This is a genomic window from Pseudomonas crudilactis, assembly GCF_013433315.1.
Taxonomy (GTDB): Bacteria; Pseudomonadota; Gammaproteobacteria; order Pseudomonadales; family Pseudomonadaceae; genus Aquipseudomonas; species Aquipseudomonas crudilactis.
Genome location: NZ_WXVV01000005.1, coordinates 70,151 through 86,098, shown reverse-complemented (window position 1 = coordinate 86,098; position 15,948 = coordinate 70,151). Strand labels below are relative to the sequence as shown.

Here is a 15,948-nt window from a genome sequence, read left to right as displayed (position 1 = left end):
TCAGGGTTTCCCTAGGCCAAGCGCGGTCATGTATGCTACGGCGCTTCCTGTAATTCCACTTCCAGCTCGTCCGGGCCAACCCCGGAACCTGCGTTGAAGAGGATTAGGCCACCCCTATCCAGTACAAAAGTAGCCATGCACGAACAATATCAGCCCCGTGAAATCGAAGCCGCCGCCCAGTCGTTCTGGGACGAGCAAAAGTCCTTTGAAGTCAGTGAACAGCCAGGCAAGGAGACTTACTACTGCCTGTCGATGTTCCCTTACCCCAGCGGCAAGCTACACATGGGGCACGTGCGCAACTACACCATCGGCGACGTGATCTCCCGCTACCAGCGCATGCAAGGCAAGAACGTTCTGCAACCGATGGGTTGGGACGCGTTCGGCATGCCGGCGGAAAACGCCGCGATGAAAAACAACGTGGCGCCCGCCAAGTGGACCTACGAAAACATCGCCTACATGAAAACCCAGCTGCGCAGCCTGGGTCTGGCAGTCGACTGGTCGCGCGAAGTCACCACCTGCAAGCCTGATTACTACCGTTGGGAACAATGGCTGTTCACTCGCCTGTTCGAAAAAGGTGTGATCTACCGTAAAAACGGCACCGTGAACTGGGACCCGATCGACCAGACCGTTCTGGCTAACGAACAGGTGATCGACGGTCGCGGCTGGCGTTCCGGCGCGCTGATCGAAAAGCGCGAAATCCCGATGTACTACTTCAAGATCACCGCTTATGCGGATGAGCTGCTGGAGAGCCTTGACGAACTGACTGGCTGGCCTGAACAGGTCAAGACCATGCAGCGCAACTGGATTGGCAAATCCCGTGGCATGGAAGTGCAGTTCCCGTACAACGTCGACTCGATCGGTGAAGCCGGCACCCTCAAAGTCTTCACTACCCGTCCGGACACCCTGATGGGCGCGACCTATGTCGCCGTGGCTGCCGAGCATCCACTGGCCACGCTGGCGGCAAAAAACAACACCGAACTGCAAGCGTTCATCGCTGAATGCAAGGGCGGCAGCGTTGCCGAAGCCGACGTTGCCACGCAAGAGAAGAAAGGCCTGCCAACCGGCCTGTTCGTCGAGCACCCGCTGACCGGTGAAAAACTCCCGGTCTGGGTCGCCAACTACGTGCTGATGCACTACGGCGACGGCGCAGTCATGGCTGTACCGGCGCACGACGAGCGCGATTTCGAATTCGCCCACAAGTACAACCTGCCGGTCAAATCGGTAGTGCGTACCAGCTCTGGCGACACCAACCCTGCCCCGTGGCAAGACGCCTACGGCGAGCACGGCACGCTGATCAACTCCGGTGAGTTTGACGGTCTCGACTTCGCCGGTGCGTTCGACGCCATGGAAGTCGCCCTGATCAAGAAAGAACTGGGCGCCTCGCGTACCCAGTTCCGTCTGCGCGACTGGGGCATCAGCCGCCAGCGCTACTGGGGCTGCCCGATCCCGATCATCCACTGCGATGCGTGCGGTGACGTGCCGGTACCGGAAGATCAACTGCCTGTAGTCCTGCCGGAAGACGTGGTGCCGGACGGCGCCGGTTCGCCGCTGGCGCGCATGCCTGAGTTTTACGAATGCGCTTGTCCGAAATGCGGCCAGCCTGCCAAGCGTGAAACCGACACCATGGACACTTTCGTCGAGTCGTCGTGGTACTACGCCCGTTACGCCTCGCCGCACTTTGAAGGTGGCCTGGTGGAAAAATCCGCCGCTGACCATTGGCTGCCGGTCGATCAGTACATCGGCGGTATCGAACACGCGATTCTGCACCTGCTCTACGCGCGCTTCTTCCACAAGCTTATGCGTGACGAAGGTCTGGTCAGTTCCAACGAGCCGTTCAAGAACCTGCTGACCCAAGGCATGGTGATCGCCGAGACATACTACCGTCGCGAAGCCAATGGTGCCTACACCTGGTTCAACCCGGCGGACGTGGAACTTGAGCGCGACAGCAAAGCCAAGGTCATCAGCGCCAAGCTGAAATCCGACGGTCTGCCGGTGGAAATCGGTGGCACCGAGAAGATGGCCAAGTCGAAGAACAACGGCGTCGACCCACAGTCGATGATCGACCAGTTCGGCGCCGACACTTGCCGCCTGTTCATGATGTTCGCCTCGCCGCCTGACATGAGCGCGGAATGGTCCGACTCGGGTGTTGAAGGCTCGCACCGTTTCCTCAAGCGCGTCTGGCGTCTGGCCCAGGCCCATGTCTCTCAGGGCCTGCCGGGTAACCTGGACATCGCCAGCCTGAACGACGAACAGAAAGCCGTTCGCCGTGCGATCCACCTGGCCATCAAACAGGCCAGCCATGACGTCGGCCAGAACCACAAATTCAACACCGCCATCGCTCAGGTGATGACGCTGATGAACGTGCTGGAAAAAGCCGCTCAGGGTACCGAACAGGATCGTGCACTGGTTCACGAAGGTCTGGAAGCCGTGACTTTGCTGCTCGCGCCTATCACGCCTCACATCAGCCACGAGCTGTGGAATCAACTGGGTCACAGCGATCCGGTGATCGACGCTGGCTGGCCTGTGGTCGACGAATCCGCGCTTGTCCAAGACAGCCTGACCCTGGTCATCCAGGTCAATGGCAAACTGCGTGGGCAGATCGAGATGCCGGCCACCGCAACGCGTGAAGAAGTCGAAGCTGCTGCTCGCGTCAACGAGAACGTGCTGCGCTTTGTCGACGGCCTGACTATTCGTAAAGTGATCGTTGTACCGGGGAAACTGGTCAACATCGTCGCCAGCTAATTGGATCGGGCGTCAGGTTCGCCTGACGCCAAGTAAAACCTTTCGGGCCGTACAGTCGGCCCACGTGGTTTCAAGGGGAGCAACACAATGATCAAACGCAATCTGCTGGTGATGGGCCTTGCCGTCCTTTTGAGCGCCTGTGGTTTCCAGCTGCGCGGCACCGGCACCACCGAACTGGCGATCAAGGAGCTCGACCTGAGCGCCCGTAACGCCTACGGCGAGACTGTCACGCAACTGCGCCAGGTGCTGGAGTCGAGCGGCGTCAAGGTGTACAGCGGCGCTCCGTACAAGCTGTACCTGGCTGACGAGCAGGAAAGCCAGCGCATCCTCAGTTACGCAGGCGCCGGTCGCACGGGTGAGTATCAGGTCACGACCGTCCTGAACTACGACATCCGCGGCGACAAGAACCTGCCACTGCTGAGTGACAAGCTTGAAGTGCAAAAGGTGTTCATTCACGACGGCAATAACCTCGTCGGTTCCGACCAGGAAGCCAACGATGCACGTAATGAAACCCGCCGCGAGCTGGTTCAGCGCATGATGCTGCGTCTGCAGCAGCTGACTCCGGGCCAACTGCAACAGTTGCAGCAAGCCGCCAATGACCGCGCCAGGGCTGAAGCCGATGCGCTGCAAGCAGCGCAAAAGGCTGAAGCGGAAACCCCGCGTCAGTCGCCGCTCGAAATACCGCAGCAGTAAGACGTTCGGGGCGCTCAGGCGCCCCGTTCGACGTTTCTTATGAAGCTCGCTCCCGCCCAACTCGGTAAACACCTGCAAGGCGCTCTGGCGCCGGTCTACATCATCAGCGGCGATGACCCGCTGCTGTGCCAGGAAGCTGCCGACGCCATTCGCAGTGCTGCGCGCCAGCAAGGTTTTGACGAACGCCAGGTCTTTGCCGCCGACGCCAATTTCGATTGGGGCACGTTGTTGCAGGCCGGTGCCAGCATGTCGTTGTTTGCTGAAAAGCGTCTGTTGGAACTGCGTCTGCCCTCGGGTAAACCCGGTGACAAGGGCGCTGCTGCATTCATCGAATACTGCTCGCGTCCTGCTGAAGACACGGTGCTGCTGATCAGCTTGCCCAAGCTCGATGGCAGCGCGCAGAAGACCAAGTGGGGCAAGGCGCTGGTCGAAGGCCAGCAAACCCAGTTCATCCAGATCTGGCCGGTGGACGCCAATCAGTTGCCGAGCTGGATACGTCAGCGTCTGTCGCAAGCCGGCCTGTCGGCCAGCCAGGACGCGGTCGAATTGATTGCTGCGCGTGTCGAGGGCAACCTGCTCGCTGCCGCGCAAGAAATCGAAAAGCTCAAGCTGATGGCCGAAGGTGGCCAGATCACCGTTGAAACCGTGCAGGCTGCCGTAGCCGACAGCGCGCGCTTCGATGTGTTTGGCTTGACCGATGCGGTGCTCAACGGCGAGCCGGCTCACGCATTGCGCATGCTGGAAGGCTTGCGCGGTGAAGGAGTCGAACCACCGGTGATTCTCTGGGCGCTGGCTCGGGAGTTGCGGCTGTTGGCCAACATCTCGTTGCAATACAGTCAGGGCACGCCGCTGGACAAGTGCTTCAGTCAGGCCAAACCGCCAGTTTGGGACAAGCGCAAACCACTGATGAGCAAAGCCCTGCAGCGCTACTCGGCGCAACGCTGGGCGCAGTTGCTGCTCGAAGCACAGCGGATCGACGCGCAGATCAAAGGCCAGGCTGCCGGTTCGCCGTGGATGAGCCTGAGTCGCTTGGCATTGTTGATGTCCGGCCAGCGTTTGACACTCCCCGCCGAATAACCTGCTCTACCGCATAACAGCCATTCGCGAGCAAACTCGCTCCCACATTGAAATGCATTCCAAATGTGGGAGCGAGCTTGCTCGCGAAAGCGTCAAAACATTCCCACACAACAGGAACTGGACAGACGCCCGACATCGGCAGATTATTTCCCCCGCGAAACTCACTCACTCGAGAGAATCCTCATGAGCAAAAAGCCATCGAAACATGGCCCCAACAAGGCCAAATCCATTGTCGCCCAGCCCCTGTTCCGCAGTCGCCAGGAACGACCAACCAAGGGTAAAGGCAGCTACCGCCGCGAAGCCTTCCAGTCTGACAGCTGGGAGGCTTCTTACTTTCTGGCTGCTTGAAGCGCAGTACCCCCCGGTCATGTTAAGGTCTGCACCTGATTCGTATCCCCTGGACCTGTGCATGCCCTTTAGTCTTTCCCATCGTTGGCCTGTTCGCCAATTGATCGCAGCCACAAGTTTCATTCTGCTGGTCGCCTGCGCGGAAAAACCCACCGCCGCCGACGCGCAAACGCTTCAAGCCACCCCGGTTGCCACGGCCCCAGCGATTATCCCGCCGGTAGTGCCGTCCACCGACCCTCTTGATCTTCAGCCGACTCAGACCTTTGCCGAATGGCAGGCGAGTTTCCGCAAGGATGCGCTGGCCGCCGGGATTCGTCCTGATCTGTTCGATCGCGCGTTTGCCAATGTCAGTTTCGACGCCAGCGTGATTCGTGCCGACCGCAGTCAGCCGGAATTCTCGCGCCCGGTCTGGGAATACCTCGACGGCGCTCTATCACCGCTGCGGGTGCGTAAGGGCCAGGCACTGATCGATCAATACGCCGATGTCCTGCAAAGCATCGAACAGCGCTATGGCGTCGACCGGCAGACGCTGGTGTCGGTGTGGGGTATGGAAAGCAACTTCGGTCAGGTCCAGGGCAGCAAGTCGGTGATCAACTCGCTGGCGACCCTCGCCTATGAAGGCCGTCGCCCGGGCTTTGCCCACGCACAACTGATCGCAGCCCTGCAGATTCTGCAACAGGGCGATATCACACCGGAGAAAATGCTTGGCTCGTGGGCCGGCGCAATGGGGCAGACCCAGTTCATTCCGACCACCTACAACACTCACGCCGTGGACTTCGACGGCGATGGCCGCCGCGATATCTGGGGCAGCCCCGCCGACGCACTGGCATCGACTGCGCATTATCTGCAGAGCTCCGGCTGGCAACGTGGGCAGCCTTGGGGATTCGAGGTGCAATTGCCGGGTGACTTCAACTACACGCTGGCTGACGGTGCCACTCGCAAAAGCGTCGCCGAATGGCGGCAACTGGGAGTGATTCTGCCGAACAGCGGCCAAGTCGCGGCGGGATCCGATCAACTCTCCGCCGCCCTGCTGTTGCCGGCGGGTTATCGTGGTCCGGCGTTTCTGATCCTCGATAACTTCCGGGCGATCCTCAAGTACAACAATTCTTCGTCCTACGCATTGGCCGTGAGTTTGCTCTCCGAGCGCTTCAATGGCGGGGGCTTGATCAGCGGTAGCTGGCCAAAAGATGATCTGCCATTGAGCCGTACCGAGCGCATGGAATTGCAGACCCTGCTGAGTGCGCGCAATTACGATGCTGGCACCGCGGATGGGATTATCGGCGCCAATACCCGTAAGGCGATTCGCAGTGCGCAGCAGTCGCTTGGCTGGCCGGCTGACGGCTATCCGACGCACAAGTTGCTGGAAAGCCTGCGTACTCAGTAGAACGATTGTCGTATGGCGTATACCGCTTTCGCGAGCAGGCTCGCTCCCACATTGGATCTCTGTCGTTTACAGAACCCATGTGGGAGCGAGCCTGCTCGCGAAGACTGACTATCAGGCAATAAACCTTTAAGCCTTGATCACCACATCCTGCTCCAGCATCAATTCCTTCTTCCCGGCATCCAGCCGCACCAACGCGCCCATCGGCAATGTCAGGTTCGGATCACAATGCCCGCTACGCCACCCCGAAAGCACCGGGATCCGCAACGGTTCAAAGGTCTGCTTGAGCAAGCTGTTCAATGCATCGACATCGACACCGGCAACGTCCCCGACCAACACCCCGCGCAACCTCGCCAGCTTGCCGGCCAGACGCATCTGAGTCAGCAACCGGTCGATGCGATACAGCGGTTCGTTGATATCCTCGATGAGCAGAATCACCCCTTCGACATCAATTTCATAAGGCGTGCCCAAGGTTGCGGCGATCATTGCCAGATTACCGCCGAGCAAGCGCCCGTGGGCGATACCGGGCTCGACCGTGGTCAACGGATACGCAACTGGATGGCTCAGCACACTCCCCGCCTTCAATTGACCGCGCAGCATGGCGAAGAACGAAGTAACGGTCGGCGGCTCCTTGTCGCCCAACAAGTCGGCGTTGAGCAGCGGCCCGTGAAAGGTCACGAACCCGGCATAACGACTGATGGCCAGGTGCAGCGCGGTGATATCGCTGTAGCCAACGAAGGGCTTGGCATGGCGGCTGAGCAGATCGTAGTCGATCCGGTCAAGCAATCGCGGCGTTCCGTAGCCGCCGCGCAGGCAAATGATTGCATCGACCTCGGGATCGGCGAACGCCGCATGCAGGTCACGCAGGCGCACATCGTCACTGCCGGCCAGATAGCCGTCCTTTTCATAGACACCGGGAAACACCTTCAGCCCATAACCACGGGCGCGCATCCATTGCAGCGCTTTCTCGGTGTCCAGGGCCCCGGGGCCCGCAGGCGCAATGACGCCGATCACCCCTTCCGAGGGCAGCGCGGGCACGGTTCTGTGCGGACAAAGTGTGTGGGTCGGTCGAACGGTCATCCTTGGATCTCCCTGTGAGTCATGCACACACAGTAGTCAGGAACGGCGGCAAACAGAAGAGGGTCGGCCACGCCGCAGGTTGCAGGAAAAATCAGCAGTTAATGTAAGACGGGCAAAAAAATGCCCGCCGGGCGTTAAAACCTCGGCGGGCATTTTTTGATTCAGCGCCGGATCAGGAACCCAGCAGCTCAGCCTTGACCAGCTTCGCTTGCTCATCGGCGTGATACGAAGAGCGCACCAGCGGGCCCGAGGCAACATTTTTGAAGCCCATCTTGTAACCCTCCTCGGCGAACCAGGCGAAGGTGTCCGGGTGCACAAAACGCTGCACCGGCAAGTGACTGCGCGACGGTTGCAGATACTGGCCAAGGGTCAGCATGTCGATGTCGTGTTCGCGCATGCGCTTCATGACTTCGATGACTTCTTCGTCGGTCTCGCCCAGACCCAGCATCAGGCCGGACTTGGTCGGAATGTGCGGCATCATCTGCTTGAAGCGTTGCAGCAGGGTCAGCGACCACTGGTAGTCCGAACCCGGACGCGCAGCCTTGTACAGGCGCGGCACGGTTTCCAGGTTGTGGTTGAACACATCCGGCGGCTCGGCGGCGGTGATTTCCAGCGCGACGTCCATACGGCCACGGAAGTCCGGGACCAGGGTCTCGAGCTGCACGTTCGGCGACAGCTTGCGGATTTCGCGGATGCAGTCGGCAAAGTGCTGGGCACCGCCGTCACGCAGGTCGTCGCGGTCAACCGAGGTGATCACCACGTACTTGAGCTTGAGGTCGGCGATGGCGATGGCCAGGCTTTCCGGCTCGTTGACGTCCAGTGGCTTCGGACGACCATGACCAACGTCGCAGAACGGGCAGCGACGGGTGCAGATGTCGCCCATGATCATGAAGGTCGCGGTGCCGCCGGAGAAGCATTCGCCGAGGTTCGGGCAGGAGGCTTCTTCACAGACGCTGTGCAGCTTGTGCTTGCGCAGCAGGCTCTTGATGCGGTCGACTTCCGGGGAAACCGGGATGCGTACACGAATCCAGTCAGGCTTCTTCGGCAGTTCGGTGGTCGGAATGATCTTTACCGGGATGCGTGCAACCTTCTCGGCGCCGCGCAGCTTGACGCCGGCTTCTACCTTGGGACGCGGGGCCGGGCGCTCGGTCACGTCGAGCGTCGGGATCATGGTTTGCACTGCATCAGTAGTCATATCAGTCGATTCCGCCCGTCAGGGTCGTCTGCTCAGCATAGTCGAGGTGTTTGACGAGCTGCGCGCGCAGCCGGGCACTTACCTCGGCAAATTCAATCGATCCTGCGTGCTCGCTCAGCTGGGTCATCGCCAGCCCGGCATAGCCGCAGGGATTAATCCGTCGAAACGGTTCCAGGTTCATATCCACGTTCAGGGCCAGGCCATGAAAGGAACAACCGTGGCGAATCCGCAAACCCAGAGAAGCGATTTTCGCTCCATTGACGTACACGCCGGGAGCATCTGGCTTGGCCGCCGCGGTCACGCCGTAGCTGGCCAGCAGTTCGATCAGGCACTGTTCCATGCGCGTGACCAGATCACGTACGCCGAAACCCAGCTTGCGCACGTCCAGCAGCAGGTAGGCCACCAACTGGCCGGGACCATGATAGGTCACCTGGCCGCCGCGATCGACCTGTACCACCGGGATATCACCCGGCAGCAGCAGATGTTCGGCCTTGCCGGCCTGGCCCTGGGTGAACACCGGAGGGTGCTCGACCAGCCAGATTTCGTCGGCGGCATTGCTGCCGCGTTCATTGGTGAAACGTTGCATGGCATGCCAGACCGGCTCGTAAGCCATCTGGCCAAGTTCGCGAAAGCCCAGCGTGCCCGGCATCACAACACCATGTGTACGAAACCGGTCGCCCGCAGTTCGCTGTTGATGTTGTACAGCTGATCCTGATCGGTCGCGACGATGTGCAACTGAATCGTGGTGTATTTGCCGTTGCTGCTCGAACGTTCGTCGACACGCTCATCGTTGATCTTCGCGAATTTCTTCACGATCTCGATAATCTTGTCTTTGTGACCTACACCCGTATCGCTGATTACCTTAACCGGATAATCAACCTGGGGAAATTCGATCTTTGGCGCCTTTACTTCGGTATCGGTCATGGCGTAACGGCCTCTTGAGCGCAAGCCGTGATAACGCGCATGGCCCCGCACCGGATCGGGGCGGGGCCATGCAGGTCAACACAAATCAGTTGAACAAGCCGTAGAAGAATAGACGGATGCTATCCCACATGCGGCGGAAGATACCACCCTCCTCGACGCCATCCAGAGCGATCAGGTCAGCGCTGTGCACCACCTTGTCTTCCAGTTTGACTTCGACTTTACCGATCACGTCGCCCTTGGCGATTGGCGCGGTCAGTTGCGGGTTCATGGTCATGCTCGCAGCGAGCTTCTTCAGCTGGCCTTTCGGCAGGGTCATGGTCAGGTCTTCAGCCAGGCCGGCCTTGACTTGATTGGTGGTGCCTTTCCACACCGGAGCCTGAGCCAGCTCGGTGCCCTTCTGATAGAAGGTCTGGGTTTCGAAGAAGCGGAAACCGTAGGTCAGCAGCTTCTGGGTTTCAGCGGCGCGAGCCACTTCGCTGTTGGTGCCGAACACCACGGCGATCAGGCGCTGGCCATCACGTACAGCCGAGGACACCATGCAGTAGCCGGCTTCGTCGGTGTGACCGGTTTTCAGACCGTCAACGGTCTTGTCACGCCACAGCAGCAGGTTGCGGTTTGGTTGCTTGATACCGTTCCAGAAGAACTCTTTCTGCGAGTAGATCGCGTAGTGAGCCGGGTCTTCGTGGATGATCGCGCGCGCCAGGATCGCCATGTCGTGAGCCGACGAATAGTGCTCAGGGTTCGGCAGACCGGTCGGGTTCATGAAGTGGGTGTTGGTCATGCCCAGATCGGTGACAGTCTTGTTCATCAGATCGGCGAACGCATCTTCGCTACCGGCGATGTGCTCGGACAGGGCCACGCTGGCGTCGTTGCCGGACTGGATGATGATGCCGTGCAGCAGGTCGCTGACAGTCACCTGCGAGCCAACCTTGATGAACATCCGCGAACCACCGGTACGCCAGGCGTTTTCGCTGACGGTCACCGGATCGTTTTCACCGATCTGGCCACGACGGATTTCCAGCGTCGCAATGTACGCGGTCATCAGCTTGGTCAGACTGGCCGGTGGCAGACGCTGGTCACCGTTGTTTTCTACCAGCACGTTGCCGCTGGCGGCATCCATGAGTACGTAGGCTTTAGCAGCCAGTTGCGGTGGCGACGGCATCATCTCGGCCGCGAAGGCGGCTGGCGAGAGGAGCAGCGGGACTAGCAGACACAGGCGTTTGGCAAAGGTGGTGATGTTCATCCGTCTCTCGAAATCGCTAATGGAAACTGTCCTTGCGGACAAAATTTAATCAGATGACTTTCTAACGAGCCATCGCGTGTTCAGTTGCTCACTCCAGTCACCCTTGCCGGGCTTTTGTTCTTCGACGAGCCAACAACCTGGTTCACCCCCCAATACCGCAAGTGAACCGTCAATCAAGTTCTACGTATTACTCGGTGACCACACTTGGCGAGCCAAGGTTGGCCAGGCGCACGCTGTTCTGCACCTGAGCGATTTCACCCGGTGAGCCGATCGGCCCCAGACGTACCCGATGCAGAGTCTGCTGATTGCGCACGATCGAGCTGATGAACACTGGAGCGCTCACCATCCCGCTGAGCTTCGACCTCAGGAGTTCTGCAGCGTCCGGGTTGGCGAACGCGCCCACCTGCAGATACTGGCCAGTTGCTGTTGCAGAAGCGTTTTTTTTTGCACTCATCGGCACGGGGACGGTGTCAGAGGCGTGTTGTTGCGGTGGCGGCGTCCATTGCTCGACGGTGCCCGCCGATGCCGTGATCACCGGAGCGCTGTTTTGTGCGACTTGCGGCTCGTTGAGCATCAGCGGTGCAGGACGCCCCTTGGCAGCCCAATACTGCTGCGGATCGATGCCTTCAACCTTGACCCGCGCGGTGCCGGTTTCGGCGTAACCGAGTTTTTTCGCGGCGGCGTACGACAAGTCGATGATGCGATCGGAATAGAACGGCCCACGGTCGTTGACCCGCAGGATCACTGTGCGGTTGTTATCCAGGTTGGTCACCCGAACGTAACTTGGCAGTGGCAATGTCTTGTGGGCGGCACTCATGCCGTACAGGTCATAGACCTCGCCATTGGCGGTGTTCTGACCGTGAAACTTGGTGCCGTACCAGGACGCAGTGCCGGAGGCGACGTAGGTCTTGGATTCCTGCAACGGGAAGTAGGTTTTGCCCAGTACGGTATACGGGTTGGCCTTGTACGGACCGGTGTGCAGGGTCGGTGTGGCATCGGGGATGCGCGAAACATCGACGTCCCACCACGGCGCGCCATCTTTGTGTGCACGGTTGATGTCCAGGCCCGGCTGCGCCCGCACGGCGGTATTCGTGGTTTTCTGAGTCGGCGAACGACTGGTCGAACAACTGGCAACCAACACCGCCAACGCAGCGAAAGCCACCAGCTTCAGGGGTTTATTGTTAGGCAATGCCCGCATTACTTGACGCCCCGTGCTTGTACCAGCTGTTCAGACAGTTGATGTACGGCCATGGCGTACATCACGCTGCGGTTATAACGCGTGATCGCGTAAAAATTCTTCAGGCCCATCCAGTATTCAGGGCCGTTGTCGCCTTCGAGGCGAAATGCAGTAACCGGCATATCATCGCGCAGCTCATCATGACTTGACCAGCCCAGCGCTCGCAACTCTGCGACGGTCTTTGTCGGCTCGATGCCGGTGGTCAGGCCTTCATCGACCTGCTCGCCACGCACATCGGCGCGGCTGACCACCGGCTCACCCGCGACCCAGCCGTGACGCTTGAAGTAACTGGCGACGCTGCCGATCGCATCATCCGGGTTGTTCCAGATATTGATGTGGCCGTCCCCGTCGAAATCCACCGCGTAGGCACGAAAGCTGCTCGGCATGAACTGCGGCAAGCCCATCGCCCCGGCGTACGAGCCTTTCAGGGTCAGTGGGTCGACCTGTTCTTCACGGGCCAGCAGGAGGAACTCACGCAGTTCCTTGCGGAAAAATTCGGCACGGGGAGGATAGTCGAAACCGAGCGTGGACAATGCATCGATCACCCGGAAATTACCGGTATTACGTCCGAAAAAGGTCTCGACGCCGATAATCGACACGATGACTTGTGCCGGTACCCCGTATTCCTGTTCGGCACGGGCCAGGGTCGCCTCGTGCTGGCGCCAGAAGTCCACACCACGAGCAATGCGCGCGTCAGTGATGAACATCGGGCGATATTCTTTCCACTGCTTGACTCGTTCGGCGGGTTTGGAAATGGCGTCAAGAATCGACTGCTTGCGCTCTGCCTCGCGGAACACACCCATCAGTTGTTCACCGGCGAAACCATAGTCGCGGGTCATTTCACCGACGAACTCGGCCACCTGCGGCGAGCCTTCGTATTCGCCGGCCAGCGCTTCCTGCACGCTGCCCAGGAGGCCCATCATGCCAACCAGCGGCGCGCATCGAGTCGCCCAGCCACGCATTACTTGCATTGAACTCTTCACCTTATTCAAACCTGTGCGATCCACTTGCGATGGGTATGGATCGACATCAAAACCCCAAACGCTGACAGCAGTGTCACCAGCGAAGTTCCTCCGTAGCTAATGAACGGCAACGGCACCCCTACGACCGGCAACAGGCCACTGACCATACCGATGTTGACGAAAACGTAAACAAAAAACGTCATGGTCAACGCACCGGCGAGCAATTTGCCGAACAGCGTTTGTGCCTGGGCGGTAATCACCAGCCCTCGGCCAATCAACAGCAGGTAGATCAGCAACAGCGCGCAAATGCCCACCAGGCCGAACTCTTCGCCGAGTACGGCAATGATGAAGTCGGTGTGGCTTTCCGGCAGAAAGTCCAGGTGCGACTGGGTGCCGAGCAGCCAGCCTTTGCCGAATACACCGCCAGAACCGATCGCGGCTTTCGACTGAATGATGTTCCAGCCGGTGCCCAGCGGGTCACTTTCCGGGTCGAGGAAGGTCAGGATTCGCTGTTTCTGGTAGTCGTGCATGATGAAAAACCACATGGCCACCGACACTGGAATCGCCGCAGCCAGTACGCTGAGAATCCAGCGCCAGCGCAGCCCGCCCATGAACAGCACAAACGCCCCGCCCGCCAGAATCAGCAGCGAAGTGCCGAGGTCAGGCTGGCGCACGATCAGCGCGAACGGCACGCCGATCAGCATCAGGCTGATGCCGACATGCTTGAGTTGTGGCGGTAACGTGCGCTTGGACAGGTACCAGGCAATGGTTGCCGGCATCAGGATCTTCATGAACTCCGAGGGCTGGAAGCGGATCACCCCGGGGATGTTGATCCAGCGGGTGGCGCCCATCGCGTTGTGGCCCATGATGTCCACCACCAACAGCAGCACCACGCCAATCACATAACCAAGTGGCACCCAGCGCGCCATGAAACGCGGTTCGAACTGGGCGATGATAATCATCGACACCAGACCGATGCCGAACGAGGTGGCTTGCTTGGCCAGCAGATCCCAGCTCTTGCCGCTCGCCGAATACAGCACGAACAGGCTGCCGGCAGCGAGAATCAGTAGCAGGATCAGCAACGGACCATCGATATGCAGTCTTTGCAGCAGCGTCGCACGGCGACGCATCACATCCTCGCTGGAGAGCATGCGATCAAAGTTATTCATCACGGGCCGTAGCCTCCGCACTGATTGGGCTGGCGTATTCGGCCTTCAAACGTCCGTCCTGATCGAGCAGCCAGGCGTCCATGACCTGACGCACCACTGGCGCGGCAACGCCGGAGCCGGACTCACCGTTCTCGACCATCACCGATACGACGATGCGCGGGTCATCGGCCGGAGCGAAACCGACGAACAAGGCGTGGTCGCGGTGGCGCTCCTGAACCTTGGAACGGTCGTACTTCTCACCCTGCTTGATCGCCACCACCTGAGCGGTACCCGACTTGCCGGCAATCCGGTATTGCGCGCCGATCGCTGCTTTGCGCGCAGTACCTCGCGCGCCGTGCATCACCTGCTGCATGCCGTGGTTGACCTTGTTCCAGTCCGACGGATCACGCAGGACAATGTCCGGCATCGGATTCTCGTCCACCGGCTTCACCCCTTCGAGGGATTTGGCCAGGTGCGGACGATTCCAGATGCCTTTGTTGGCGACCAGCGCGGTGGCCTGAGCCAGTTGCAGCGGGGTCGATTGCATGTAGCCCTGGCCGATCCCGAGAATCAGGGTTTCGCCCGGGAACCACGCCTGTTTGCGCGTCGCCCGTTTCCATTCGCGGGACGGCATCAGGCCGGGGGATTCTTCGAACATGTCCAGCGAGACCTTCTGGCCGATGCCGAACTTGTTCATATAAGCCGACAACCGATCAATGCCAAGCTTGTGCGCCAGGTCATAGAAGTAGGTGTCGTTGGAACGCATGATCGCCGTGTCGAGGTCGACGAAGCCGTCACCGGTGCGGTTCCAGTTACGGTACTTGTGATCGTAGTTGGGCAGCATGTAGTAGCCGGGGTCGAACACTCGGCTCGACGCCGTCACTACACCGGAATCGAGACCAGCAATCGCCACCGCCGGTTTGATCGTCGAGCCCGGCGGGTACAGACCGCGCAGCACGCGGTTGAACAGCGGCCGGTCGATGGAATCACGTAACTCGGCGTACGCCTTGAAGCTGATGCCGGTGACGAACAAGTTCGGGTCAAAGCTCGGCTGGCTGACCATTGCCAGCACTTCGCCGGTCTTCGGATCGAGCGCCACGACCGCGCCGCGACGTCCGCCCAATGCTGCCTCGGCCGCTTCCTGCAATTTGATGTCCAGACTGAGGACGATGTCCTTGCCGGGAATCGGATCGGTGCGCTTGAGCACACGCAGCACGCGGCCTCGGGCGTTGGTCTCGACTTCTTCGTAACCGACCTGACCGTGCAATTCCGGCTCGTAGAAACGCTCGATGCCGGTTTTGCCGATGTGATGGGTGCCGCTGTAATTGACCGGGTCGAGGGTCTTCAGCTCTTTCTCGTTGATCCGCCCCATGTAGCCCACCGAGTGCGCAAAATGCGCGCCCTGCGGGTAATGACGAACCAGCTGCGCAACCACTTCCACGCCGGGCAGGCGGAACTGGTTCACCGCGATCCGGGCGATCTGCTCTTCGCTCAGCTCGAACAGGATCGGCACCGGCTCGAACGGCCGACGCCCCTGGCGCATGCGCTTTTCGAAGATCACCCGGTCTTCAGGCGTCAGCTCCAGCACTTCGACGATGACGTCGAGCACTTGCTGCCAGTCGCCGGAGCGCTCGCGGGTCATGCTCAGGCTGAAGCTCGGACGGTTGTCCGCCACCACCACGCCATTGCGGTCGAAAATCAGCCCACGAGTGGGGGGAATCGGCTGCACGTGGACGCGGTTGTTCTCCGACAGTGTCGAGTGGTACTCGTACTGGATCACCTGCAAGTAATACAGCCGCGCAATCAGTACACAGATCAACAGCATGACCGCAATGGCCCCGAACACGACGCGGCTACGCACCAGGCGTGCGTCCTTTTCGTGGTCCTTGATGCGGATCGGCTGAGACATGAGGGCTGG

Annotated in this window: 14 protein-coding genes; 5 read left to right on the top strand and 9 right to left on the bottom strand. The window is 60.0% G+C overall.

Translation table 11 applies throughout. The annotated features are described in order from the left end of the window. Positions 1–135: 135 nt before the first annotated feature. From leuS to GTU76_RS07240, 5 genes are all read left to right on the top strand, one after another. Positions 136–2,742 (top strand): leucine--tRNA ligase, encoded by a 2,607-nt coding sequence (gene leuS / locus GTU76_RS07260; protein ID WP_175553134.1) that lies wholly within the window; start codon positions 136–138, stop codon positions 2,740–2,742. An 87-nt stretch (positions 2,743–2,829) separates the two neighbouring features. Continuing rightward, the gene (locus GTU76_RS07255; protein ID WP_016986128.1) at positions 2,830–3,435 is read left to right on the top strand and encodes an LPS-assembly lipoprotein LptE; all 606 of its coding nucleotides are present in this window, start codon (positions 2,830–2,832) and stop codon (positions 3,433–3,435) included. A gap of 39 nt (positions 3,436–3,474) precedes the next feature. Then, on the top strand, positions 3,475–4,512 hold the full coding sequence (gene holA / locus GTU76_RS07250) for a DNA polymerase III subunit delta (RefSeq protein WP_016986127.1): 1,038 nt from the start codon (positions 3,475–3,477) through the stop codon (positions 4,510–4,512). A 183-nt stretch (positions 4,513–4,695) separates the two neighbouring features. Further along, positions 4,696–4,860, top strand: a complete 165-nt coding sequence (gene arfA, locus GTU76_RS07245; protein WP_016986126.1) for an alternative ribosome rescue factor ArfA — start codon at positions 4,696–4,698, stop codon at positions 4,858–4,860. 61 nt (positions 4,861–4,921) lie between these two features. Continuing rightward, complete coding sequence (locus tag GTU76_RS07240; RefSeq protein WP_016986125.1) at positions 4,922–6,244, top strand: lytic murein transglycosylase; 1,323 nt, start codon at positions 4,922–4,924, stop codon at positions 6,242–6,244. A gap of 126 nt (positions 6,245–6,370) precedes the next feature. Here GTU76_RS07240 and GTU76_RS07235 read toward each other — a convergent pair whose 3' ends face one another. The 9 genes from GTU76_RS07235 to mrdA form a co-directional block, all read right to left on the bottom strand. Continuing rightward, entirely contained in the window at positions 6,371–7,321 is a 951-nt protein-coding gene (locus GTU76_RS07235; protein WP_180698333.1) for a S66 peptidase family protein, read from the bottom strand. 172 nt (positions 7,322–7,493) lie between these two features. Beyond that, a complete protein-coding gene (gene lipA, locus GTU76_RS07230) occupies positions 7,494–8,492 on the bottom strand; it encodes a lipoyl synthase (RefSeq protein ID WP_180698394.1) in 999 nt (332 codons plus the stop codon). A gap of 25 nt (positions 8,493–8,517) precedes the next feature. Beyond that, positions 8,518–9,165 carry a lipoyl(octanoyl) transferase LipB gene (lipB, locus tag GTU76_RS07225; protein ID WP_016986122.1) on the bottom strand — a complete coding sequence of 216 codons (648 nt, stop codon included), beginning with the start codon at positions 9,163–9,165 and terminating at the stop codon, positions 8,518–8,520. Then, complete coding sequence (locus tag GTU76_RS07220) at positions 9,165–9,440, bottom strand: DUF493 domain-containing protein (protein ID WP_008087908.1); 276 nt, start codon at positions 9,438–9,440, stop codon at positions 9,165–9,167. Before GTU76_RS07220 ends, lipB begins: the two co-directional genes overlap by 1 nt. An 85-nt stretch (positions 9,441–9,525) precedes the next feature. Then, positions 9,526–10,683 (bottom strand): D-alanyl-D-alanine carboxypeptidase family protein, encoded by a 1,158-nt coding sequence (locus GTU76_RS07215; RefSeq protein WP_016986121.1) that lies wholly within the window; start codon positions 10,681–10,683, stop codon positions 9,526–9,528. A 187-nt stretch (positions 10,684–10,870) separates the two neighbouring features. Further along, positions 10,871–11,881, bottom strand: a complete 1,011-nt coding sequence (locus GTU76_RS07210; protein WP_175553131.1) for a septal ring lytic transglycosylase RlpA family protein — start codon at positions 11,879–11,881, stop codon at positions 10,871–10,873. Beyond that, entirely contained in the window at positions 11,881–12,891 is a 1,011-nt protein-coding gene (gene mltB, locus GTU76_RS07205) for a lytic murein transglycosylase B (RefSeq protein WP_180698332.1), read from the bottom strand. Before mltB ends, GTU76_RS07210 begins: the two co-directional genes overlap by 1 nt. A 17-nt stretch (positions 12,892–12,908) precedes the next feature. After that, on the bottom strand, positions 12,909–14,012 hold the full coding sequence (gene rodA, locus GTU76_RS07200; protein WP_049802149.1) for a rod shape-determining protein RodA: 1,104 nt from the start codon (positions 14,010–14,012) through the stop codon (positions 12,909–12,911). A 31-nt stretch (positions 14,013–14,043) separates the two neighbouring features. Then, the gene (mrdA, locus tag GTU76_RS07195; protein ID WP_016986118.1) at positions 14,044–15,939 is read right to left on the bottom strand and encodes a penicillin-binding protein 2; all 1,896 of its coding nucleotides are present in this window, start codon (positions 15,937–15,939) and stop codon (positions 14,044–14,046) included. Between the last annotated feature and the right edge of the window lie 9 nt (positions 15,940–15,948).

Bases quoted from the DNA above. Each gene is read 5' to 3' on its own strand.
- GTU76_RS07240 (WP_016986125.1), top strand. From the start codon at position 4,922: ATGCCCTTTAGTCTTTCCCATCGTTGGCCTGTTCGCCAATTGATCGCA.
- mltB (WP_180698332.1), bottom strand. From the start codon at position 12,891: ATGCAAGTAATGCGTGGCTGGGCGACTCGATGCGCGCCGCTGGTTGGC.
- rodA (WP_049802149.1), bottom strand. From the start codon at position 14,012: ATGCGTCGCCGTGCGACGCTGCTGCAAAGACTGCATATCGATGGTCCG.
- mrdA (WP_016986118.1), bottom strand. From the start codon at position 15,939: ATGTCTCAGCCGATCCGCATCAAGGACCACGAAAAGGACGCACGCCTG.
- GTU76_RS07235 (WP_180698333.1), bottom strand. From the start codon at position 7,321: ATGACCGTTCGACCGACCCACACACTTTGTCCGCACAGAACCGTGCCC.
- lipB (WP_016986122.1), bottom strand. From the start codon at position 9,165: ATGCCGGGCACGCTGGGCTTTCGCGAACTTGGCCAGATGGCTTACGAG.
- lipA (WP_180698394.1), bottom strand. From the start codon at position 8,492: ATGATCCCGACGCTCGACGTGACCGAGCGCCCGGCCCCGCGTCCCAAG.
- arfA (WP_016986126.1), top strand. From the start codon at position 4,696: ATGAGCAAAAAGCCATCGAAACATGGCCCCAACAAGGCCAAATCCATT.
- GTU76_RS07220 (WP_008087908.1), bottom strand. From the start codon at position 9,440: ATGACCGATACCGAAGTAAAGGCGCCAAAGATCGAATTTCCCCAGGTT.
- holA (WP_016986127.1), top strand. From the start codon at position 3,475: ATGAAGCTCGCTCCCGCCCAACTCGGTAAACACCTGCAAGGCGCTCTG.
- GTU76_RS07215 (WP_016986121.1), bottom strand. From the start codon at position 10,683: ATGAACATCACCACCTTTGCCAAACGCCTGTGTCTGCTAGTCCCGCTG.
- GTU76_RS07210 (WP_175553131.1), bottom strand. From the start codon at position 11,881: ATGCGGGCATTGCCTAACAATAAACCCCTGAAGCTGGTGGCTTTCGCT.
- GTU76_RS07255 (WP_016986128.1), top strand. From the start codon at position 2,830: ATGATCAAACGCAATCTGCTGGTGATGGGCCTTGCCGTCCTTTTGAGC.
- leuS (WP_175553134.1), top strand. From the start codon at position 136: ATGCACGAACAATATCAGCCCCGTGAAATCGAAGCCGCCGCCCAGTCG.